The organism is Trinickia caryophylli (assembly GCF_034424545.1).
Lineage (GTDB): Bacteria > Pseudomonadota > Gammaproteobacteria > Burkholderiales > Burkholderiaceae > Trinickia > Trinickia caryophylli.
Map to the genome: position 1 here is coordinate 205,105 of NZ_CP139970.1, position 25,086 is coordinate 230,190.

The 25,086-nt window shown below is 65.6% G+C and carries 10 protein-coding genes; 3 read left to right on the forward strand and 7 right to left on the reverse strand.

Going from position 1 to position 25,086, the window contains the following annotated elements; genetic code table 11:
• Positions 1–78: 78 nt before the first annotated feature.
• Positions 79–2,403 (reverse strand): type II secretion system secretin GspD, encoded by a 2,325-nt coding sequence (gene gspD, locus U0034_RS00955; protein WP_102623054.1) that lies wholly within the window; start codon positions 2,401–2,403, stop codon positions 79–81.
• A gap of 426 nt (positions 2,404–2,829) precedes the next feature.
• On the opposite strand from gspD, the gene U0034_RS00960 reads away from it, so the two are divergent.
• Positions 2,830–3,624, forward strand: coding sequence for a hypothetical protein (locus U0034_RS00960; RefSeq protein ID WP_102623055.1), 795 nt, complete (start codon positions 2,830–2,832; stop codon positions 3,622–3,624).
• Between the two features lie 176 nt (positions 3,625–3,800).
• The gene (locus U0034_RS00965) at positions 3,801–5,093 is read left to right on the forward strand and encodes a substrate-binding domain-containing protein (RefSeq protein WP_085226383.1); all 1,293 of its coding nucleotides are present in this window, start codon (positions 3,801–3,803) and stop codon (positions 5,091–5,093) included.
• Positions 5,094–5,212: 119 nt separating this feature from the next.
• On the opposite strand, the gene U0034_RS00970 is transcribed toward U0034_RS00965, so the two are convergent.
• From U0034_RS00970 to gspI, 6 genes are all read right to left on the reverse strand, one after another.
• Positions 5,213–17,485, reverse strand: a complete 12,273-nt coding sequence (locus U0034_RS00970; protein WP_085226380.1) for a filamentous haemagglutinin family protein — start codon at positions 17,483–17,485, stop codon at positions 5,213–5,215.
• 266 nt (positions 17,486–17,751) lie between these two features.
• Positions 17,752–18,513, reverse strand: coding sequence for a tetratricopeptide repeat protein (locus U0034_RS00975; RefSeq protein ID WP_085226378.1), 762 nt, complete (start codon positions 18,511–18,513; stop codon positions 17,752–17,754).
• Entirely contained in the window at positions 18,510–20,711 is a 2,202-nt protein-coding gene (locus tag U0034_RS00980; RefSeq protein ID WP_085226376.1) for a tetratricopeptide repeat protein, read from the reverse strand. Before U0034_RS00980 ends, U0034_RS00975 begins: the two co-directional genes overlap by 4 nt.
• Complete coding sequence (locus U0034_RS00985) at positions 20,708–22,939, reverse strand: tetratricopeptide repeat protein (RefSeq protein ID WP_085226374.1); 2,232 nt, start codon at positions 22,937–22,939, stop codon at positions 20,708–20,710. The genes U0034_RS00980 and U0034_RS00985 overlap by 4 nt, the downstream gene beginning before the upstream one ends.
• A gap of 152 nt (positions 22,940–23,091) precedes the next feature.
• Complete coding sequence (locus U0034_RS00990) at positions 23,092–23,793, reverse strand: PulJ/GspJ family protein (RefSeq protein WP_085226372.1); 702 nt, start codon at positions 23,791–23,793, stop codon at positions 23,092–23,094.
• Positions 23,777–24,190, reverse strand: a complete 414-nt coding sequence (gene gspI / locus U0034_RS00995) for a type II secretion system minor pseudopilin GspI (RefSeq protein WP_085226370.1) — start codon at positions 24,188–24,190, stop codon at positions 23,777–23,779. Before gspI ends, U0034_RS00990 begins: the two co-directional genes overlap by 17 nt.
• 233 nt (positions 24,191–24,423) lie before the next feature.
• On the opposite strand from gspI, the gene U0034_RS01000 reads away from it, so the two are divergent.
• The gene (locus tag U0034_RS01000) at positions 24,424–25,074 is read left to right on the forward strand and encodes a LysE family translocator (protein WP_085226368.1); all 651 of its coding nucleotides are present in this window, start codon (positions 24,424–24,426) and stop codon (positions 25,072–25,074) included.
• Positions 25,075–25,086: the final 12 nt, after the last annotated feature.

Below are 25,086 nucleotides of genomic sequence, written 5' to 3' on the forward strand. Positions count from 1 at the left end.
CTCCAAGCGTTTCGGCCTTCGCCGCAGCCAAGGGGGGGACGTCCGTCCCAACGGCCTCGATCATGGGCATCGCATTGGTCATGGCGTGACGCCTCCGTTGCGGGGCGAAAGTGCGGTGCCTGCCGCGTCCGTCGAAGGCGTCCTCGCATGCCGCGCTTCGCCGGAGCCCGCGCTGCCCTCGCGTTGCGCGTCTTCGCCAACCCCGCCCCGCTCGTCCCGCTCCCGCCGGTCCCACCCGCTCGGGGCGGGGCCTGACTGCAGCGGCGGAACGATGGGGCGGTCCCGGTCACCGACGATCCGGTTGTCGGTGGTATTTCGTTCGGACTCCTGACGGATCTCCCCATAGCGTTTCTCGGAAACGCTGGCGGTCATTTCCGCGTCGCGAATGATCACGGGACGCAGGAACACCATGACGTTCGTCTTGGTGCGGCTCTTGTTCTCCGCGCGAAAGAGCGAGCCGATCACCGGGATATCGCCGAGCCACGGCACCTTGTTGTTGCCCTCCGCGTAGTCGTCCTGAATCAAGCCACCGAGCACGATGATCTCGCCATCGTCGGCGAGCACCGTCGACTGAACCGAACGCTTGATGATCGTCACGCCACCCGGGTTGTTCGTCGACGCCGGGTCGACCGAAGAATCCTCGGAGTAGATGAGCAGCTTGATCACACCGCCTTTGGTGATCTGCGGCTTGACATGCAGTACGATGCCGACGTCCTGGCGCGTATAGGTGTTGAATGCCGTGACGCCGGTGCTCGAGGTGGCCGTAGCCGTCGCATACGACCCCGTCTCCACCGGTACGTTCGCGCCCACGACGATGCGCGCTTCCTCGTTGTCGAGAGTAATGAGGTTCGGCGAGGACAGAATTGTGGCGTTGTTGATCGTGGAAAGCGCCTGGACGAGCGCGCCGAGCCCGAAGAACTTGCCGAAGTTGTGAATCAGGCCGATGTTGATGCCGTTGTTGAGCAGCGTGGTGGCGGCTGCGTTCGACAGACTCTGGCTCAGCGTCTGGCCTTGCGCCGTGAGGTTGACGATGCCCTGGCTCGTCGACGTATTGAAGTTCGTGCCGCCATAGACCGCATTATTGCCGCCCTTCGACTGGATGGCGCCTTGCCATTGCACACCGAGATTGGCCGCGCTCGTAGCCGTCATCTCCACGATCATCGCTTCCAGATAGACCTGCGGGCGTCTCACGTCGAGTTGATCGATGACGTTGCGCAGGCTCCTGTAGACAGGCTCGGGCGCGGTGATGACGAGCGAATTCGTGGCCGGGTCCGGTTGAATCATTCCCGTTCCGTTTGCCATATCGTCGCTTTTGGCCTCGGCGATCAGTCCTCCTTCGCTCGTCTTCGTAGCGCCATAGCCGCCCGAGGAAGCGCCGCCCGATCCGGACAGGCCGCCGCTCGGGAGTGGCGGCACGCCGGCAGTGCCGGTGGAATCGCTCGAGCCCCCGATCGCGCCGGTGCCGCCGGCTCCCGTCGTTTTGCCGTCGCCGAAGCCTTGCGGTTTCGACTTGTCGTTGCTACTGTCCAGACCGGACGATTGACCGAGCATGCCGCGCAGCACCCTGGCAAGATCGCGTGCGTCCGCATGCTCCAGGTGCACGACATGCATGTTGCCGGCCACGCGGGTTGGCGCATCGAGCTGCGCGATGAGCGCACGGGCCTCGGCGATACGCGACGGATCCGTTGCCTTCAGCAGCAACGCGTTCAGGCGCGGATCGGCCGTCACGAGCACTTTCAGCGACGCGTCGGTATTGCCGAGCGCGCCGGGGTCGAGCAGTTTCAGCACGACGGGTGCGAGATCGACGGCGCTCTCGTGCTGCAGTTCTATCACGGCGGTATTGCGCGTCTCGTTCTTGTCCAACCCCGCGATGATCGAGGCAATGCGGCGCACGTTATCCGCGTAGTCCGTCACGATCAACGCGTTATCGCCGGGATAGGCGGCAATCGCATTGTTCGGCGTAATCAGCGTTCGGAGCGCGGGCATCAGGTTCGCGGCCGACGCGCTCTTCAGCCGGAAGACCTGCGTGACGACCGTATCGCCGCGGGCTTGCGGCGTATTGCCGACATACGTCGGCACGCCCTGCAGCTTCGCGTCGGCCTCGGGTACGATCTTCATCACGTCATGATCGGTCACGAGCGCGAAACCGCGCATGCGCAGTGCGGCACCGAGCGTCTTCAGTGCGTTGTCCCTGCCGACGGGATTGTCCGAAACCAGAGAAATCTCGCCTTTCACGCGCGGATCGACGACGATCGTGCGCCCCGTCGCGGCCCCTATCGTCTTGGCGACCTGGGTGATCTCCGCATTCGTGAACGCAAGCTTCACCTGCGCATGCACCGGTTGCGCCCATGCCCACCACGCGGCGAGCATCGAATATCCGGCGCGACGAATGGCGGTTCTCATACAAGTCATACGTTCCGTGTCATGTGGATGCGTACTTGATTGGTATGCGGCGGCTCGCCGAACCGTTTGCTCAACGTCCGTCGGCCCGCCCCGTATTACGCGGCTGGTTCCCTGACCGTCCAGCCCGTTTCGCGTTGCCGGAGCGCACAAGCTAGACCCCGAGTGCTTCAATCAGATGTCGTAATTGCCGTACTTCGCGGCGGTAACGTTTCGTATCGAAGCGCATTTCTCGCCAGAAGACCGTCACAACAAGATCAGAACCATTTTTCATTCCATTGACTCAGCGCCTCTGCAACATCGGCTGGCTTTATAAAACAGAATAAATAGCCGACGTTATGCGCACCCCACATTGAAGAGAGATGCACAGGCGCATGGCCGCGCATTGCCGATCACCTATAACGTTTTCAGGGAATAACCAAACCCGGCATGAAAGAACGGCCCATTCTCGAGTACGCCCTTCATCCGGCCGACGGCAGCCGCGTCACGCCCGAGGCCTATCTGAACGAATACGGGAATCTGCCGCCCGGCGTAAGGCCGGCGGTGCGGTGCCCCGTCTGCCACGAAGACGTACGCATCGCGCGCCTGCACGATCGCGCGCAAACGCGGCACTTCGTGCACGCATCCGGCATGGAGGCGCTGTGCCCACTCGTCAATCACGGCATGCCGGACGCCGTGCCCGTCATGCAGCGTGCCCCGGATGCCGCTCGTGAACGACGGCATAGAGACGACTTCCTGGCGCATTGGCGGCTACACCTGCAGGCCATGCGCGAGGTCGCGCCGGAGTTCAGCGTGCTGCGCTTCACCCGCGCGATCGAGCATGCCGATGTACTGCGTTTGTGGGCGTGCCCGACGCTCGCTCAAGCGGATGTTCCCTATATTCTGCTCGTGCTTTCTGCTTTCATTGCGGCCGTACCCGGCCCCCCTTATCGGGCCTGGCTGCGCTTCTGGTTCGACGCATCCGTCAAGGAGGTGGCCGACCTCCGGGCGCCTCGCGACATGCCGGCGCGCCTTTTTCGTCTCCGCTATCGCGGTACGCAGGCCGCGATGTTTCCCGACGCGCGGCACCTGATCGAATGGGCCGAGGTGCCGATGGCGGCTGATTTCCTGAACCAGGCGACGCCGAGATTTCTGAGCTCGGAGGTCTTCGCGTTCGAGGCTTTCGCCCGCCAAAACAGACTGCGCGCAGCGAACGAAGAGAAACTGACGCCCCGTTCCGAATAAATCGGATTGATCGTTCGATCGAAAATTATCCGAACAATTTGTTGCCAAAGCGACGCATGCAATTCATGGACGTTTCACGATTTACCGAGGAACTCGAATCTATATTTGACGCGCAGTTGGGGTGGTATGCGGACTGCAATTCCAGTCTCTCCTTACTTGTCTTAAAAGGAATCTCCATGAAATCCCGCAAGCACAAGATCTGCCAGGCAATTGCACTAGTGATTTCGGCCCTGGGCGCCTCGGCGGCCATGGCCCAAACGGCGCCGGCCCTGCTCGGCGGCGGCTCGTCGCTCGTCGCACCCTCGATCGGTTCGGAAATCTCGCTGTTCCCGGCCGCCGACGGCACGATTCGTTACTTCTCCGTTGGCTCGGGCGCGGGCCAAACGGCTTTCCTGCAAAACCGCGCTTCGAGCCTCGGCTCGACGGTGACGGGTACGGTCGACTTCGCGAACAGCGATGCGGCACTTTCGACGGCGCAAGTCTCGGCTTATACGACGAGCGGCCGTGGCCTGACCGATGGCCCGATGATCCAGATTCCGTTCATCGTCACGCCGATCACGATCCCTGTCGTCAACGGGCCGACCGGTACGGGCCCTTCGCTTCCCGGCGACACCGCCAAGACCGTCGCGCTCAACGACGACGACCTTTGCGGCATTTTCTCGGGCAAGCTGACGAACTGGAATCAGGTCAAGAATCCCGACACGAATGCGGCATACTCGCTCAACGCCCCGATCACGGTCGTCTACCGTTCGGACAACAGCGGCACGACCGACCTGCTCACGCGTCACCTCGCCGCGGTCTGCACGACCGGCACGTCGGGTAACTCGAACATCGCGTTCACCGAGACGCAGAACTTCGCGAGCCTGTTCACGACGCTGCCCACGCGCTTCGTCGCGGCGAGCGGCAGCGGCGGCGTGGCCTCGCAGCTCGTGTCGTTGCGTTCGGCCGGCACGGCAGGCGTAGGCTATCTGAGCCCCGACTACACGAACACGTTCCTCGCACCGAAGAGCGCGCCCGCGCAGACGAACAACCTCTCGGTGGCCAGCCTGCGCAACCGCTTCACGAACGCCGACGTTACGCCGACGGCCGACAACGCGGCGACCGCGCTGGCCGCGTTCGCTCCGCCCACGTTCGACAATGGCGGCGATCCGACCGATCCCACGCAATGGGTACCGAACGCCGGTAACCCGACGGTTGGCTATCCCGTCTCCGGCACGAGCCAAATCATCCTGAGCCAGTGCTACGCCAACCCGAGCAACAACAACCCGAGCCCGGGCCAGGGGATGCTCGCCTTCCTCAACGATCATTACACCAACGCGAGCTTCACGTCGATCGTGACGGGCAATGGCTTCAAGACGGTGCCGGCAAACTACCTGACCGAGATCCAGAACGACTTCCTGAGCAACGGAAGCGGATTGAACCTCGATCTCAACAACGCCGGCACCTGCTCGGCGTACGCTGGCCGGTAATGCTGGGGGGCACATCCACACCCTGATGCAGTAACGATAGCGGGGCCCGGTCATCCGGGCCCCTTTGGTTTTCAGACACGACGGGCCGACGGCAATCCGCCGCGGCCCTCGTCAACGCATCAGGACCGCTCCGCCGCGCATCCCTGTTGCCCCGCACATGCGTGCTGGTTTGCCGCCGCCTGCCCGAAGCCATCCACCTCAACGGTCACCACCCATCTGCGCGTCGCGCCCCCCGAGGCGTTCTGCTTCACGAGATCCTGGGCCATCTTGCCGGCAGCGGACGCCGCAGCGCCCGCGCTTGTCAGTGCCCCCGCATCGGCTGTTTGCGTCGTCGTCGCACCGGTCGCCGTTCCCTGCGCCTGAATGTTGACCGCATTGGCGACATGCAACGCGGCAATATTGAGGTTGCCCGATGCACGCACACCGGCTGCCCCGGCATCGACGGTGCCGCGCGGCGCAAGCAGATTCACTTCGCCGGGTGGCGCGCCGGGAATCGTCTGCAACGTCGCGATCCCCGCGCCCGTGACTTCGCCCCGTGCGTCCAGCGCGCAATAGTGATTCGCGTCACAAAGGTAATTCGGTGGCGGAATGTCGGCTGCGGTACTCGCCCCCTTGCCGGCATTGATATCGCCGTTCGAACTCCAGATGGTCATGTTGCCGCCCTGCTCGGTGAAGACCCGGCTTTGCGCAAGCAGCAGGCTGCTGTCCGTGAAAATATTGATGTCGCCCTTCTCGAGCGTGAGAATACCCATCGTGCCGGGCCCCGCCACCACCTTCCCGTCACTGACGATGGCGGGTGGCGACGACGAACCGCCCACCATCGCACGCCCGCCGGGGCCAAGGATCGAGATGTTTCCGCCCTGTTGCGTCTGGATCGTCGAACCGCGCATATCGAGATTGCCCGTGACGACCGACGCAGCCGTGCCGTTCGAGCCGCCGCCAAGGCTGTTCGCGGTATACCCCAGCGAGGCCGGGAACAAAGTGTTGATGGCCTGGTAGCCGCGCGCGTACTGATGGTAGTAGGGGTTCGACGACGCGTCGCCTCTGTTGTAGTCCTGACCAACGGCCGTCAGGACATCGAAGAATACTTTCTCGACGAGAACCCTTTGCACAAGGGACGGCAACGTCTCGAACCGTGCCCACGCTTCGCTCGGTGTCAGCGGGCCGCCGCTCGCCGCATTGCCGTACCGCCGCATGAAGTCGACGAGCGCCTGGGGCGTGCCGGCGATCCCTGCCCCGCTGCCGGCGGGGTCGATATAGGATGCGATGAAGCGGCTCGTATCGATACCGGGCGCCACTCCGAACAGGACGTCGATATCGGCGCTTTCATGCTGCAAATTCGGATTGATCGCGTTGCCGACCGTATTGATTCCGGTGTACACGAGTTGGCCATTACTGTAGTTCGTCGGGTTCACGCCGAACGACTCTTGCTGATTCGTGAAAGGCCCGAGATTTCGGCCGGCTTCGACCTCCAGCGTGCCGGGGCCGCCCAGCACGATACTCGGCACCCGGTCGCCGCCAGCGAACGGTGCATCGTAGATGTCCCGGCCCGCCACGATCCGGGTGATATCGCCGTCGGCCCCGTTTTGCCCACGGAACACCAGATTCACGATATCGTCGCCCGCTTGAACGACGGACGGCTTATCCACGCGTAGCACGGCCAGTCGCCGATAAAGGCCGTCCGCTCCCGCCGCGCCGTCAACCACGCTTCCGGTCAAGCTGTAGACATGCGCCGGCTCGGAGCTTGAAGTGTGCGCCGCGGTACTGGCGTAATCCGCTTCGTCGAATCCCAGCGTCTGGGAGGTTGGCGACGGCATGGCCGAAGGATCGATGTCCGCCAGCCCGAACTGATCGAACACTTTTCCCCGACTATCCGCGCTGGCGAACACATTGATCGTTCCATCGCCGATCAGATTGAGATTGCCCGTTGCCGAGGGATACAGCAGCCCGCCTGACGACACGTCGATCCCCCCGGAGAATGCCACCAGGCCGAGCCCCGCGGGAAGTACCCACGCTGCATTGGCCGACGAACCAGGCAGCGTTGCCGTGAACGTGCCACCCATGAAGTCCAGATTCGGCAGCGATCCAAACGTCACGTCTCCCGTAGCGGCGAACACATTGACCGCCGAATCCGGCGAATATCCCTGACCGTCGGCATGCTGGTGGTAGGTGTTGAGGAGCGCATCGCTTTGCACATACGAGGGGTTGAACACCCCGCCGATATCGACGCCCTGCCGCGCAACGACGTTCCATTGCGTATCCTGCGCCGCGAGCAGCGTACCAACCGCGGAAGGCGTCCCTGGAACGGTGAAATCGGCGCCGATACGACCGCCCGCAGTAATGCTGCCCGTGCCTTTCGCAACGAAATAGTCTCCGCTCAGCACATCGCCGCCGGCCTTCACGACGAGGTTCCCGCCACCGACCGTGACGACGTTGCCGCTCGCATCCTTGTACCAGGTGGTCGGCAGCGACACCCCGAGATCCGAGATGTTGCGCCCGGCGGTGATCGATACATCTCCGCCGACGCTCATCACACCTTGGCCGAATGCCCCGAAATTGATCGAGGTGCGTGAAATGTCCGCAAGGACCGGCGTACCGCCATTGAACGTCACGGTGGGGACTGGCCCGACCTCCATCCACGGCCACCAGAACTGGCTGAGATTGGCACCGGGCTGGCCCGTGATCGAGCCGTCCGTATCCTGGACGCTCTCGACGCCTCGAATGTCGTGTTGCGCATGAATCGTGATATCGCCGGCCGAGTCGGGATTGACCTGGGTCGTGACAAGGAGGTCCGGCCGACCGAAAACGCTATCGCCTTTGGCGATCGCAGCGCTCCGGCCGGCTGGGGAGCCCGCCGCCGGCGCGCCCGCCGTATAGACAACGCCGGGCGCTGTGGAATCGGTCAGTTGCAGATCGTTGCGCGCGGCGATATCGATGCTGCCGGTACCCGTGCGAATCATCGTCGGCTCCAGCAGCGTCGCCCCGTTGGAATCGACGTAGGACGTGTGCCCGTTCAATGTCACGTTGCCGGAGCCGCTCGGCGGTACACCCGCCGAAGACTGCGCCGCCCAGGCCGCCTGAAGCGCCAACGGATTCGCACTCTGGGTGTCGGAACCTGCCACGATGCGATAGGAACTGCTTTGCCCGCCGCTTAGCGTAGCGAACGCCAGCGGCAGTGGATTGTTGACGGTCGGCACGCTGGCCGGAGCGTTACCCGGCAGGATGCCGATGTTGCCGCCGGCCATGGGTAGCGGTGCGGCGGGCGCGTAGAAGAAGTTGAGCGTGCCGGCAAGGGCTCCGCTCGCGCTCAATTGCGAGACTCTGCCGAAGTAACGTGAGACGTACGTACTGATATAAGTGGCATAGTCCGTGGCCAATGTCGGCAACGACAGGGGCGTTGGCGTCCCCCAGGTCGCCACTGCATTGCCGGGGGAGTAGGTCGACATGTATTTGGCGTAGTAGTCGGCGGCATACAGCGCATACGTGGCATAGTTCGACAAAAGCGGCGCCACCTTCACCGAAGGCGAAATAGGAAAGATCAGCTTGCCCGCGCGATTGTTCGTCTGCCACCGTTGGTAATCGTTATTCCAAGCGGTTGCATACGCAACGTAGTTCGCGTAATAGTCGCCCGATTGCCCTTGAAGCGGCGCACTCAATGCGTAATTTGCCGGGTCGAGACTCGGAAGCGACGCACTGCCGCCCCCGCGAAACGAGACCACCGTCTGTGCGGTATCCGCATTGACATATTGATCGAAGAGGACCTTGGCGTCATCGTAGCTGGCCGACGCACCGCCGCTCGCCCCCAGAATCGTCGCCGCCTGACTCTGATAGAACCCGTCTGTGATGCTCGCATTCAACGTGATGTCACCGGCCGCTTGCAGCGTGAGACGCGGTGCAATGCTGCCTTGATAACGAAATGCGGGCGTAATGGTGCCGCTGTTGTTCGGCAACCCTGCGCCGAGATTCCAGTTCGTCAGCACCGAAATGCCGCCATTGTTGATCGATGCATCCGGATTGACGAGTGCGACGCCGGGCACGGCTTCGAAGTTGGCAAAGCCCGACATCCTGCCGGCGAACGCGGGCGTCGCGCCGAGGCCGTTTTCGATGAAGCTCATCAACGTACCGGGCTGCGCGGCCGTCATGTCGTTGTTGATATAGCCGTAAAAATTCTGATGCGCGGTGTTCGCAACCGTCGGCGTGAAATATCCGTTGGTCGTGGTCCCCGCCAACTGATTGCCGTTGCCGTCGTACCAGCCCGCTGGATCGACGATGCCATCGAAATGCTGTGCCCCCGTGCTGGGGTCCGTCGTGCTCCATATCGCGTACGCTTCGAGCTTCACCGCCCCCGCTCCGCGAATCCGCGGCCCGGGCGCCCCGCTCGCGGCCCCGAGTTCGACATTGACGTCGCCGCTCGACAGCAACGGTGCACGCAGATTGACGCTGCCCGCCAGCGTCGGATCCGCCCGCCCGCCGGAGACGTCGATCAACGCGTTAGGCCCGAGACGGATGACGCCCGATTCGGCTGCCGATATGTTCTCGTATCCATAGCTACCGTTGACCGTCACCGTACCGCGCGGCGTGGCCGTCGTGCCGATGTTCACGCTTCCGCCCCGCTGGCTGCCATCGATTGCCGAGGCGATCAGGCTGCCTTCCACGTCCACACCACTCTTGCCATAAAGCGCGATCTGACCGCCCGCCGTGCCCGACGCATCGATCGTGCCGTCGATCCGCACGTTGCCGCCGGTCGCATCCTGGCCGCCGGCCCCACCGTCGGCCGTCAATGAAACACGCGCTGCTTTAAGCCGGTTGCCGGACGAGAGCGTCAGGTTGCCGGATCTCGTCCATACCGAAAGCGCGTCATCGACGCCGCTTGCCGCCAGTTCGATCGCGAGGCTGTCGAGATCCACGGCGCCGCCCGTATCGACGGACAACGAGCCGCCCTGATAATCGCCCGCGGCCTGCCCCTTGATCGTGCCTGCGAGTTGTACGGTTCCTTTCGGGGCGGACAACGCAAGGCTACCCGCGGCTGCCCCGCTGCCGGCCCCGGCAAAGTCGAGCGTTGCCCCGGGCCGAACATCGACGGTACCGGCATCCGCCTTCAGCGAAATAGCGCCGCCCGGCGCGTATTGCGTCACGTCGTAAAACTGCTTCGCAACGCCGGACGTGCTCACGCGCGCCCCATCGTGAATCGTCAGGTTCCCGCTCGTCGCCTCGAGCGTCACGTTGCCAGCCGGCGCCTCGATCAGCGCACCATCGTCGAGCGTACCGCCGATGAAGGTCAATGCGCCGCCCACGGGCTTCATGGCCAACGGGGTACCCGCGCCCGCATTGAGTGCGAGCGCGCCGGTCGTGCGCACCGTCTGCCCGGAGCCCTGATCCGCGATGAAGACGGGCGCATTGAACGTAACCGTCGCGCCGCCGAAATCGAACACCCCATTGCCCTGCCCGACCATGCCGCCGTTGGCATTCATCGTCACCGCCCCGAATCCGTTCGTCGAACGGTTGCCGGTGCCCAGATCGATCTCGTCGGCGTTGACCGTCAACGATCCGCCGCCGCCGGACGCAGCCGGTGCGGCCGTCCCCACCTCGTTGGTCAACGCCACGCGCCGCCCGCTGATCGTCACGGCCCCACCGTCGCCGGTGAACGACGCGGCGCTGAGATCCACGCCGTGCGTGAATGCGGCGTCGATATCGCCGATGAAATTCATCGCGCCACTGCTGCGCAGATTGACCTGCTGCGCGTTCGCGAACTGCGCGAGCTGCCCGGCGCCGACGATGAACCCTGACGGCAGGACGGCATGCGTATCGTTCGCGAACGTGATACTCGAACCGTCCACCGTGATGACGTTCGCTGCGAACGTTGCGGCTGGGTCCGAGAACACACTGCCCGACGAGTCGAGCGTCAGAGATTGACCGCCGTTCAATATGGCGCCGGCCTGAATCGTCAGTTGCCCCGTACCCGTCGTGTTCGCGCGAGTAACCACCGAGGGCGCGCCATTCGACACCTCGAGCAGCGCACCGTCGCCCGAAACCGCCGCCGCGCCCGTCGTGCTGTTCGCGACCTGACCGATCGAGATGGGCACGTCCTTCACCGCCGGGTAGTCCCCCTTCGCGGTGACGACACTGCCCGCATCGATGCGCAAACCGTTGGCCGCATTCGGATCGCTGCCGCTCGTATCGGTCTTCGTCACGAGAATGATTTCGGGGCCTTGCAGCGGATGCGCCGCATCGTTCGACACGACGACACTGTTGGCAAGCGCGTTGATGGTGATGCCGCTCGTCGTTTGCGTACGCGTGCCGCCGATAAGCAGGCTGCCCGCATTGAGCGCGCCGAGCTCGGTCGCGCCGATGGCGAGGTATCCCGGCAGCGCGGCCTGGCCGTCGCCCACGATTTGAATATCACGCGATGCAATGTCGACCTCGGCCGGCGCACCGTCGCTGTCCGCGCCCGTCTGGAGCTTCGCCCCGAGGGTGAGCGCGTTTTGCGCCGCCAGCACCAGTTGGCCCGCGTCCTTCGGCAACTGCGGTGCGACATGGCCCGCGTTCGCTGCGAGACTGGAGAAGAACGCATTCGCCCCCGTCACCGTGTAGTCCGAATACTGCTGCCAGACGGGCACCGCCTGCACGTCGAAGTAAACCGGCGTCGCACTGCGGCTGCCCGTGAGCGCGTTGCCGAAATACCCCGCGGTCACGATCGTGCCGTCCGGCAGCGTTTGACTCGCGCCCGGTTGCACCGCGCCGCTCGCATTGGCAAGCGTGACGCGATACGCTCCCGGCAACGTTGCATACTTCGCCGGCAACAACGTATAAAAACCCGCCGGTAGGCCAGGCACGCCCGACAGATACACCGATTGTCCGACGGGGCTGTCGAGCCCGGCCTGTCCGACGCCGATGCTCGAAGTCGTGTAGCCGCCAGTTGCAGGCTGCGCCGTCTTCGTGAGCGACGGATCGTACGCGGCCACCGGCGATTGCACCCCGGGCATGACCGCAAAGACATTCGCGCCGCCCGCATTGACGGGCACCGCCACGCCCGCCGACGAGCTGGCATAGCTGATCGTGTATTGCGAAAGCACGTCGCGCGTTCCCCCCAAGCCCGGAACCCACTCCGCCGCCTGCAGGTTGCCGCCGCCCGACAAATCGATCGTTGCGCCCGCATCGAGCGAAACAGCGCCCGCATTGACGCCGACATATTTGGCCGGCGGCGCGGTCATGTTTCTTGGGAGGACGCCGGTGCCGATCGGATCGAATCGCCAATCGGTGCCATCGACGGTCGCGCCGTAGGGAATCGTCAGTCCGCCGTTGGAAACGGACGTGACGCTGCCGTTTGCCAAAAGGACGGAATCGGTCGCAACGAGCGGCAGATTATTGAACTGGCTCTTCGTCGCCGCATCCGATGGATCGCCCACGCCGAATACCAGGGCGCCGGAAGGTGCGCGCACGGTGCCGGCCTGAACGATCCGATTCGCGTCGACGAGCAGTGTCCCTCCCGCCGAAAGCGGGGCGCCGGCGCTGCCGTTGGACGCAAACGCGATCGTCGTCGGCTTGTCGGCCGCGGGGCCGACCGCATCGAGAATGAACGTGGAGCCGGTGGAAGGATAGAGGCTGGCCGCCTTGAACGTCATGTTGCCGGGACTGAACAACTCACCGGGCTCGAGCGCATCCCCGCCCGCCGAGATCTGCGTCACCGAGCTGAGCCGGATGTCGCCTGTGCTCGTGAAATTGGCCTGGCCGAAATTCGCCAGCTGCGCCTTGTCGACGATATCGATGAACGAAGCGTTGACATCGAGCGTCGCGTCCGCCAATGCGCCAATGGGTGCCAACGTCTTGCCCTGCCCCCCCTGCCCTTGAATTTCCACGTACGGCGCATCGATCGTCACATGCGGCGCGCCGATGGAGGCCGTCCCGCTTGCCAGATCCGGGAGCGACACGGCGCCAGCCTGCAGCGCGATGAGCGCCCCCGTTTGAAAGATAGCCGCGCCCGGCAGCGTGAGCGTCACATCGCCGGCGAAGGCGACCGGCGCAAGCGAAAACAACGTGGGGTTTTTCGACCCTCTCACGACGAGCGTCGAGATCCCCGAATCCGTCAGGCGGTCGGCAGCGAATTGCAGCACGCCGCTCGGCGTACCGAGGCTCTGCCCGGGCGCCAGATCCGCGGGCACATCATCGCCGCTTTGCCGGAACAGTATCGCCGTGGCGCCCGGCAAACGGGTCGTCGTGCCGCCGCTGCCCGGCGCGATGCCGTTGTTGCTCCCGACTTGCGCGAGTAACGTCAGCGTCCCGCCCTGCGCCTCAGGCGCACCGGGCCGGGCCCGCAGCGTGCCGTCGAACAGCAGGCCGCTCGTACCCGACAGCGTGATCGATCCCGCATCGCTCCAAACGGTCTGGGACGCGTAACCGCCGCTCGGCTGCAGTCGATCGAGCGTTGCGGCTGCACCGGAAACATCGATGACCGAGCCGGCCTGCGCGACGATGAACCCCGAATCGTCCGAGATCGTCACCGATCCGCCAGGCAGCACCCTGCCCGTCGTGGGCACATCCGAGCGCAGTCCATTCTTCGCCGGTGCGCCGAGCGGGTCGATCAATGCAACCCCTCGGGCGTCGAGTACGGCATCGGCACCGAGCCACACCGACTTGCCGGCCGTCGTGACGAGCCCCCCGCTCGCATATTGGCCCGGCTGCGAATAGTCGGACGGGCCGGAATCCGCGCTCAACGTAATCGAGCCGCCGGGCGCCACGAGCTTGCCGAGCACCGTCACCTGCAGCGGCGAGCCGAGGCCGATACTCGCGCCCGCATCCGCGACGATCGCGGCCCCTTCGCCTACCGTCACCGCCCCGGTCGTACCCGCGTATTGCGGCACGTTCAACCATTGCATCTCGCCGCCTGCCGTGAGCACGAGGCTCGTCGGCTGACGACGATAGGCGTCGAGCGTACCGACCGAGGTGAGCCCGCCCGCCGCGATGTCGCTGCCGCTCACCGTCTGCTGCAATGCCCGGACGTCGGGCAGGAGATTGCGCTGCGTCAGCACGACGTTCGCGCCCGGCGCGACAGTCGTGTCGTACATCGCGTTGAGCACGTACTTGCCGAAGCCCTGTGTCGAGAAAAAGCTTTCGGGCAGAACGAGATCCCATGCGGGCGCCGTGGCGGCGTCTCCCCCAATCTGGAAGCCCGGCGCCTGCAGCGTAAGCGTGCCTCCGCCCGCGAATCCATAGCTTTTGATGAGGCCGGCCATGGCGATGCGGCCCGCGCTCGGCTGGCTTGTCGGCAAGGGCGGTGCCGAATCCTCCGAATTGAAATGCGGGCCCTGGTAAGTCAGCAGCGACAAGCTGCCGGCGGTGCCGAGCGGCACGCCATTGGCCATCGCAAGTTGCCCGTTCGCCAGCATTTCGCCACCGCTCGACAGATCGATCACGCTCCCCGGCTGCAGGATGATCGAGCCCGTGGTGTCGATGCCGTTCAGGCTCCCATCGCGGGTCGCGAGCGTGATGCTGCCGCCGTTGATGAACTGCTTGCCGCCCGCCTCGCTCGCCGGTGCGCTCATCTGATCGTTGTTGACCCACTGCCCGGCGACGTTCAACGTGGCATTCGCGCCGAGTACGAGATCGCCCGCCGCTTGGATGGCGATCGTTCCGGCCGGCACGGCGATATTGCCGAGAATGGTCGCGGGACCAAGCGCGTCGATGTTGACCGAGCCTCCAGGCTGCAGGGCCAGCTGTGTGCCGGCGGCCACCTCGAGGCCCTTGCCTCGCCGCTTGTCTTCGGTCACCGCGAGCTTCGAGAAACCGCCCTCGTTGAGCGTGCGCACCGGCACGACGGTCGTCGCCAGCACATTGTCGGGATCGGTCGACGACAGCCCTGCAAACGCGGACGGATCGAGCGCCGTGACGACGTTGAAGCCAGGAGCGATGCCGCCGAGTTGCGGCGCCCGATCCTGCAGGATCACATATCCGCTCGCACCGCTCGTTGCCGTGGCCGCGCCCTCGGTAAGCGCCGCCCCCACCCCAAGGGCGAACGTACCGCCCGCGGGTGCGCTGCCGCCCTGCACCTGCCTGGCGCCCGCGAACGATTCCGCGGTGATCGTGCCGTCGAGCACGGTCGCCTTCGAGGCGAACACATTGAGCGTGCCCGCATTGCCGCCCACGATGAAATCGGGCTGATAGACGCCGCCTGCAAGCAGCGGGTCATGCCATTGATTGGTGACATTCCAGCGCGGGTGCTTATCGACGAAAGTCCCAGCGACGGCCACGAATCTGTCGTTCGGATCCGCCTGCCCGATCGGCACGATCGCACCGCTGGCATCGATGAGCCGCGTCGTCGCCACGGTCCCGCCAAGGTAATGCACGTACCCGCCATTCAGATTCAACACCGATCCCGGTGCCGTCAGGACTTCCTGCCCCGACAGGTTGATCGTGCCGCCATTCGTCAGCAGTTGGTCGACCGTGCGCGGCATCAGGTTGACCGCGCCCGCCAGGTTCAGCAGCGGGCTGCCTACCCACTGCACGCCGTCGCCGCGAGTGCCGGTCTGCGTGCTGTCGACGATCACGCCTTTCAATCCGTTCAGCAACCCGGTGCGCTGCAAAGGGGAATCGGCCAGATCGTTCTGATTGAGCGTATTGATCGCGAGCAGGATGCTCGACATCGGCAGCGTATAGTTCGCGATGCCCGATACGTCGATGGCCGCACCGTCGTCGAGGTAGACGCGGCCCGGCACGAGCGTCATCTCGGACGGTGTCCGGTTCAATGCCGCGGAAGGCGTCAGCGCCGCCACGGTGACGGTGGAGCCCGGAGCTTCGATGAGCGAGCCGCTCTGGAGCCAGACCGCGCCCGCCGTCATGGTCACCGCGCCCGCGGCGAACGTCGTGCCCGGCGTCGAGGTAGCGGTTTGTCCGTTGCCGTCGGGGAGAACCGCGGTAACCGAGCCGCTGCCGAACACGAGTTCGCCGGCCCGGCTCGTTGCATCGGCCGTACCGCTCGCGCCTGTCTGTACGAGCGGCACACCTGGATACGCCGTACCGGCAGGCGTGTTGGCGACATATTCGTCGACGGTGGAAATCGTGATCCGCCCGGGCGTGTTCACGCTCGTCGTCGCGGCCACGACGCCGTTCTGATAGATATTCGTGCCGAGCAGATTGATGTTGCCTCGGGCAGCCGAAACCAACCCGCTATTCGTCAGCACACCCACCGGCGTGACATCGGTGCCGCCGAGGTAGAGCGCGCCGCTCAACTCGGGCAAAAGAACCTGCGGCGTCGTCGGATTCGGCCGCAGCGCCACGCCCACGCCCGCCGCCAGCACCACTTGTCCGTCGTTCGCGACGATGCTGCCGCCGTTGTTGACGCTCGGCGCGGCAATCAGCACGAAGCCGCCATCGCTTGCGGTGCCGTTCGCATGCGTCGTGATCGATGCACCCGGTGCGATCGTCACCGCGCCCGGCGTTTGATAGTCGCCTGGCGAGGCGATCGTAACCTTGTTGCCGAGCCCGAGCACCTCGTTAGGCGGAAGGTTGGCCGCCGTCCCGCCCGACTGGCCCTGCTCCAGCGAGGCGAGCCCGCCCGCGCTGCCCGACAGCCCGAGGAACAGTTTGTTGCTGTTGACGACGTCGGCCGTCGTTTGTATCGGACGATCGTTCTGATTGAGGAAGTCGAGCGACGACGCCACGAGCGAGTGCAGGTTGACCTGCGATCCCGGGCCGAAAAGAATGCCGTTCCGATTCACGACATAAACGGAGCCCTGCGCCGTGATGTTGCCGAGGATCTGACTCGGCTTGCCGCTCGGATCCTGGATGCGATTGAGCACGACCCAGTTGTTCGCCCCGTTTGCCTGCGTGCCGGCCGACTGATCGAAGTTCAGCGTGGTTTGCCGGCCGACGTTCATCGTCTGCCACGTGAGCACCGCGCTTTGCGCCGTCTGCTTGACGTCGACCTTGACGGTGCCGTCCGCGTTGCGGGTCTGCGCCGGCAGGTTTGCGTTGATCCAAAGCGCCGGGTTGTTCGGATCGCTGCTGGCACCGGGCGCCACCTCGAGCCCGCCCGGCGCGAGACCGTTCGGTACGTTCGCTGTGGCCAGAGCCGCCGCAGCCTGCTGCGCCGCGACCTGGGCCGCGATCGCGCGCGCTGCCTGCCCGAGGTTTTGTATCGAACGTTGACTGCCTTGAAGCGCCTGCGCCGGCGAAACGCCGAGATTGACGGTGCGGCCGCCGCCCGCTCGCGCCGCGGCGGCCTGGGCGCCGACCTGCCCGAGGTTGACCATACCCGCCGCCTGAGCGCTGCCGGTACCGGCCCCGGCGGCTAGCGCGAGCGCAATCGCGCGATAAAGCGGATGCGGTCCGCAGCGAAGCGGCCTGCGGGCCGAAGCCGGGCGTTGGATCGATTGGCCTGTGCGCGTGCGTGATGTCATCGTCGAGTCTTCCCCATAGGTCGTATCGACCTGTCAGGGAAGGACGAGCGTCGCCACTGCCGCCGGTGCAAGGCCGCTCGTCGACCTGGCGGTCGGCTGATCGCGGGAGCTTACGACCGCGCGATGGCAGCTTCGTTGCCGATGGTTCGCACAAATTTGCACGCCAATGTCCGGACATTCCGACATATTTCGGAATCCTGATCGCTCGGCCTCATCCAGCCGCCCATGCGCAATGTCTGCCATCTGTTCGCCCGATTGCGGGAGCGTCAGGTGCTCGGCGCCATGCGGTCGATCTCGCGCTGCACCGCCTCGCAGAGCGCGACGAGTTCGCGCACGCCGGGTTTGACGACGAGCGCCAGCCGATAGCTGCGCAACGCGTCCTCACGGCGCCCGATATCGCGCTGCGCATGAGCGCGGCTCACAAGCGTGCGGTAATCGTGTGGCGCGAGCGCGAACGCGCGGTCGAGGCTGATCAGCGCGTCGGCCGGTCGCCCGAGCGCGCGCAGCACGATGCCGCGGTTCGTCCATGCTTCCGGCAGCAGCGGGTTGATCGAGAGCGCCTGATCGTAGGCTTGCAGCGCCTCGTCATGGCGCTCGAGCGCCAACAAAGCATGGCCGCGGCACAGGTGCGCCGCCGGATACCGCGCATCGGCGAGCAACGCATCGCGCAGTACGTCGAGCGCTTCGGCGTGACGCCCGAGCTTCACGAGCACGCCGGCATGATTGGCGAATGCCCAGGCATGGCGCCGGTCGATTTGCAGCGAGCGCGCCAGCAACGGCTCGGCGCTCGCGGGGGCACCAGACGCATCGTAGGCCATACCGAGCAGGTGCAAGGCCTCCGCGTGCTCGGGAGACATCGACAGCACGCCGCGGCAAAGCCGTTGTGCCTGCTCGTATTCGGCACGGGCGAAGTGGACGCGCGCGCGCTCGAGGCTGTCGCGCACCGCGTGCTCGACAAACGCCGCGGGTCCCGGCGCTTCATGCGCCGCGGCCATCGCCTCGACCGGGGCCCGCTTCGCGCGCGTCATGACGTGGTATGCGCGAGCCACTGCTGCCGCAGCGCAGCCGCAACCTGCTCGAGCACGGCATCCCAGTCACCCGCGCGCGGCTGCCGAAAAAGCGTCGCGCTCGGATACCACATGCTCGCCGCGCCGCTCAGGCGCCAGCGCCAGTCCGGCAGCCACGGCAAGAGCAGCCATAACTGCCGTGCCAGCGCGCCGGCCAGATGCGCGACCGACGTATCGACGCTGATCACATGGTCGAGCGCGCCGACGAGTGCGGCGGTATCGCCGAAATCGCCCAGTTCCTCGCCGAAATGACGGATGCCGGATTCTTCGAGCGTTTCGCGGTCTTCGTCGCGAACGACCTTCTGCAGGCTGACCCATTCGACACCTTCGATCAAGAGCGGCCTGAGCCGCGCGAGACCGATCGATCGATTGTGGTCGTCCAGATGCTGCGGATTACCGGACCATGCGATTCCGATGCGCGGCCTGGTCTTCGTTCCGAGCCGCTCGTGCCAGTGCGCGATTCGCGCGGGCACGGCGGCAAGGTACGGCACGTCGGCCGGAATCGACGCCTCATCGGTCTTGAACGCGAGCGCGAGGCTCAGCAGCGGGCAGTGACAGTCGAACGGCGGCAACGGATCGCCGCGCGCGACGACGACATCCGCGCCCCGGACGGTCGACATCAAATTCACCACAGGCCGCTGCACCTCGAGCACGACCGTGGCGCCGAGCGCCTTCACGCGTTCGACGTAGCGACAAAACTGCAGCGTGTCGCCCAGCCCCTGCTCCGCGTGCAACAGGATCGTTCTGCCCGCCAGCGGCGCATCGCCGAGCCACAGCGGCTGCGGGAAGTCGCGTGCAAAGGCGCCGACCTGCTCCTCGCGCCAGCGCCACTCGTACTCCGCCCAGCCACGTGCGAAATCGCCGAGGGACAGCAGGACGAACGCCTTCGAAAAATGCGTCTCGATGTGGCCGGGGTCGGCATCCAGCACCCGGTCGTACGCCTCGAGCGCTTCGTCGTGGCGCATCATCATCCGCAGCGTGTTGGCGCACTGGAACCGCGTGGCCAAATCGTCGGGCGCCAGCTGGTGCGCGCGCTCGAGATCGGCAAGCGCTTCATCGTAACGATGCAGATACTGCAGCGCCTGCCCGCGCGCGTACCATGCGGGCGCAAAATCATCGTTTTCCTTCAGGGCCCGCTCGGCGCTCGAAAGCGCCGCCTCCGGACGCCTCGACTGCCTGAGGACCCGCGAGCGGTTGCAAAGCGCCTCGACGAAGCGCGGGGAAACATCAATCGCGGCATCGTAGCTCGCGATTGCCTCGTCGAGACGCCCCAGCCTGGCGAGCACGTTGCCGCGATGGGCAAGCCCAAGCAGGTGCCGGGGCTCCAATGCAAGTAATCGCTCGGTGCGCGCAAGCGCTTCATGCAGGCGACCGAGTCGCTCCAATGCCACCGCACTGTTATAGAGCGCCTCGACGCTGTCCGGCCGCGCAGCCAGCGCGTCGTTGAAGCACCCAAGCGCCGGTTCGAGTCGTCCCAGCCGGGCGAGCGTCTCGCCTCGGGCCATGGCCATGGCCACGCTCGCCGGCTGCAGCGCGAGCGCAAGTTCGTAGTCGACGAGTGCCGCTTCCCACTGCTGTTCAGCCCGCAACGCGTCGCCGCGCAGACTGTGCGCATCGAACGAGCCCGGCTCCAGCGACAGCGCACGCTCGCACGCATCGATCGCTTCCCGATGGCGGCCGATCCGGTGCAGAGCCGCCGCGCGCTTCGTCCAGACGAGCGCCGGCGGCTGCCCCGGCAGCGATGCGATGATCCGGTCCAGCGTATCGATCGCCTGCTCGTTGTGTCCGCTCTCGGCCAGCAAGTCCGCACGCAGCAAGAGCGCCCGTGGGTGATCGGGATGCATCCGCAGCGCGGCGTCGAGGCGCTCGAGCGCCTCGGCACGCCGCTCCAGCGCCAGCAGTACCGACGCATGATTGGCCAGTGCGAGCGCCGACGGCTGCCGTTCGATCGAACGGTTCAGATATCCATGCGCCTCGAGCAGACGCCCGTCCTGGAATCGCAGCAGCCCGAGCATATGCAGCGCGTCCGGATCGTCTGGCTGCGTCCGGAGCAGCGAACGATATCCGCTTTCCGCCTCCTCCCATGCCCCGCGGGCATGAGCGGCACGGGCTCGCTCGAGCAATTCGGCCCGGCCGGTAGCTAGTGCGTCGGCATTCATTGCGCCCCCTCCAATCGTGCGGCAAGCGCCGAGCGCACCGCATCGATCGCTGCGTCCCATCTCCCCCGCGCCGGCTGCCGGAAAAGCCGTGCACTCGGGTACCAAGGGCTGTCGGAGCGGCCGTTCAACCAGCGCCATTCGGCGAGATAAGGCAGCAGGATCCACACTGGCACCGCGAGCGCGCCCGCGAGGTGTGCGACCGCGGTGTCGACAGCGATCACGAGATCGAGCGAGAGCATGAGCGCGGCGGTCTCGCTGAAGTCGGTCAACTGCGCATCGAACGTCCGAATCGGCATGGCGGCGAGCGTGGCCCAGTCGCGCTCGCGCACCCCCTTTTGCAGGCTGACCCATTCGACGCCGAGCGACATCAGCGGATCGAGTGCCGCAAGCGGCAACGATCGGGCGCGATCGTTGCGATGCTCGGCATTGCCCGACCACGCGAGGCCGATGCGCATGCGCGTGCGCATGCCGAGCCGACCTCGCCAGGCCTTGACGCGCGACTCGGCGACGCCAAGATAGGGGACCTCGGCGGGAATGGTATGCGGCGCGGTGCCGAAGGCGTACGGCAGGCTCAGCAGCGGAATGTGGAAATCGGCGGGCGGGGCCGACGGCTGCGTGCCGATCACGTCGATCCCCTGGAGCGAGCCGGCCACCAGTGCGTGAAGCGGGGGCTGCACTTCGAGCACGACACTCGCGCCCCGCTTGCGCAAAAGCGGCGCGTAGCGGCAAAACTGTAACGTATCGCCGAAGCCCTGCTCGGCGTGTACATGGATCGTCTTGCCGAGCAGCGGCTCGTGCCCGGACCAGCGCGGGCTGGCGAGCGTGCGCTCGGTACCGCGCTTCGCCGGCACATGCTGTCGCCACTCGTACTTCGGCCAGCCACGGGCGAAGTCGCCCTCGAGCAAATGGATGTATCCCTGCGCGAAATGCGCATCCACATGATCGGGGTCAGCCACCGTGGCGCGCCCGTGTGCGTCGATCGCCTCCTCGAACCGCGACATCTCGAACAATGCGTTTCCTCGACCGAACCACGCGGGCGCATGGTCCGCGCCGAGCGCGAGCGCGCTGTCGAACGCCGAGAGCGCATCGTCGAACCGCTGCAGATCGTGGAGCACACTGCCGCGATTGCACCACGCCTGCAGCAATCGCCGATCGAGCTCGAGCGCGGCATCGTAGCTTGCGAGCGCGTCATCGAAGCGATTCAAGCTGCGCAGCGCCGATCCGCGGTTGCACAGCACCTCCGCGAACGCGGGCCCGATCGCCAGCGCGCGGTCATATTCGGCAAGCGCATCGTCAAAGCGCTCGAGGCTCAAGAGGGCATTGCCGCGGCACGCCAGCGCGCGTGCATGGCGCGGCTCGCGTTCGAGTACGCGGGCGCAGCGCTGCAACGCCTCGTCGGCCCGGCCGAGGCGCTCGAGCGCCACAGCACTGTTGTAAAGTGCATCGACGAATTCGGGCTGAGCCGCGATCGCCTCGTTGAAGCTCGCAAGCGCCTCCCCCTCACGCCCGAGAGCGACGAGCGCGCGGCCCCGCGCGCAGAGAACGGACGGATGCCCCGGCATGACCGCCAACGCGGCCTCGTAGTCGCGCAGGGCCTCCTGATGGCATCCGATGCCGCTATATGTATTGCCGCGATTGCAGAGCGATTCGAACGACTGCGGATCGACTGTCAGCGCGCGCTCGAAACTTTCGAGTGCTTCCCGATGACGCCCGAGCGCCCGCAAGGCACTGCCCCGGTTGCAGAGCGCGTCGAGCGTCAGCGGCGCGATCTCCAGCACCCGGTCGTACGCCTCGATCGCGTCCTCGTGGCGCTGCAGCGCGATGAGCGTATTGCCGAGCCGCACGAGTGCATGCAGATGGCGTGGATCGAGCGCGAGCGCCGAACGGAAATGCCCTAGCGCCTCCTCCATCCGGCCCAACTGCGCCATGATCGCGCCGAGGTTCGCCAGAGCCAGAGGTGCTGGCGCGAGTGCGACAGCGCGGCTCATGAGCGTCATGGCCCCGTCGATGTCGCCACGCTGGTAGCGAAGCACACCGAACAGATGCTGCGCCTCGGCATCGTTGGGCTCCTGTTCGAGCCACGCCTCGTAAGCTTTCTGTGCTTCGTCGAGCCGGCCTTGTTCGTGCAGCGCCCTCGCGACCGCAAGGTCGGTACGGTGCCGAGGCACGTGCTGCTGTGCGGCGCCTGCGGCATGCGCGAGGCCGGTCAGTCCTTGTCCCCACTCCATATGTCCCCTCCGTCGAGCAGCCCAGGCGCCGCGGTTCGCGCCGATCCGATCCGTTCTTCGATGAACGATGCCGAAACCGCGTCAGGTTATCGGCGAGCCCATAACCGCCGTGTGACGCGTTGTACGCACCATCGGATGGATCGCCGGCAGCGCTATTGGCCGATGGGAATCACGCGCGAGTACTCCAGCGCCGGCGAACCGAGCCGGACGACGAAGCGCAGCCCCTTCGGCAGCGGCATGCCGATGCTGGTGAAACTGCTGATGCCATGCGTTGCGAGAAATCGTTGATACGACTGAGCCACCTCCGCTTGATCCGAGACCCATCCCAGCGAAGGAATCCACACGGCAAGGCTCATGGAGACAACCCGATCGCTTGCCGCCGCGCTCGGGAAACGCTCCATGTGCTGCAACGTGTCCGCGAGGCGCGAAAGCGTCGACACCGGCTCGGACGCGCTGCGCGCGAGCACCCCGCCGTGCAGGCGATAGCGGACCACTTGCAGCCTCGTCGGTTCGTCGCTTCCCACCCCGATGTGCCGGATAAGCACAAGTTCGCCGGGCATGATGCGCAGCGGCGGCCCGAATACCTCGTCAGGGGTGACCAGATTCGCCATGTCGTACTGCAATTGGGAGAAACAACGGCCAAGCGTACGCGTGCGCGCAAGATTCGCGACGAGACCCTCGCGGGCGCGCATCGCGCTGTCCAGGCCGCGCCACGATACGAGGGCAACGACGGCCATCAGCGCGATCGCAATCAACATTTCGAGCAGCGTGAAGCCGGCTGCGGAGCGTGCGCGGGCAATAGGCCGCAAGCCCACGGCGCGATGCGTGCCCGCACGCTCAACGCCTGCGCTCATCCTGCATCACCGTGGCGGATTGAGCGAGTATTTCCCGGCTGGATGCGGACGGATAGACGTCAATGACCACCGCGCGCAGCAGCGGCTCGTCCAGCGATGTGACGGTTTGCCGGCAAACAAACCGGTACCGGCCCTGCGGACAGGGCTGGACCGTCTCGCCCAGGTCGGGCCAGCTCTGCGAGACGCGCAGTGCCGCCAGCGCATTGTCTGCACTCCAGACCGCCAGCAGCCGGGAAGTGGCCGCCTCGGTACCGGACGCGAGCGCGCCCATCGCGCGCACGACGGCGCCGAGCGCGACGGCAACGATCGCCAGCGCGATCAGCACTTCGATCAACGTGAAACCCGCGTGATACGTGGGCGCCCGGCCACGCCGCCGCGCACAGTAGTGACTGTCCATCGTTCACCGCCGTTAAAACCATCCAGGCCGCCGCCAAAAGCGCGACGTCGCCCCGCGGCTGCGGGGAGTCGTGATCGGTCAATATAGAGCGCCCGGATGGCAGGGCGATTTCGGTTGATCCGGACAACGGCACACGAGCGGCTCGATCCTGGCGCGCGCGCCCGGGAGAAGAAACGCGTTCCCGGTTTATCATCACGGCCTCAGACGGTTGAATCTCGTGAGTCGCTTATCGTATGAATCCCGCAACGAATGGCTTTTTGCTTTCTTTATCTCTTTGCCTCGACATCGGCATCGTGAACATCGCGATCATGACCGTCTCCATGCAGCGCGGATATTGGACCGGCTTCTGGCTCGGGCTCGGCTCCTGCGTGGGCGATCTCGTCTATGCCCTCCTTGCGTTGGCGGGCATGACGGCATTGCTGCGGTTTTCCGCCATCCGCTGGGGCATGTGGCTCGGCGGGACGTTCGTGCTGGTCGCACTCGCGCTCAAAATGGCCATTTCGGCGATCAGATCGGCACGGTCCCCACAGGACGGCAACGAGCCGGCCGCCAGCGGAACGCATCGTCAGCAGTTCGTGAAGGGCGTTTTGCTTGCGCTGTCGTCGCCGTCGGCGATCATCTGGTTCGCGGCCGTCGGCGGCGCGCTGATTGCGCAATCGGGCGTACGCGGATGGGAAGCGACGAGCAGCTTTCTCGGAGGATTCTTCGCGGCCGGACTCGCATGGACGGCGGCGTTATGCCTCGTCGCGGCCAAAGGCGGAAAAGTGTTCGGCGCGAAAGCACTGTCGTTTTGCTACTTTGCCTCGGCTGCGCTTTTTGCCTTCTTCGCTTGGCAGGTCGTTTCCTCCGGCTACAAGACGCTCATTCTGGGCGCCGCGTCGTAACCGGCCGCCGGT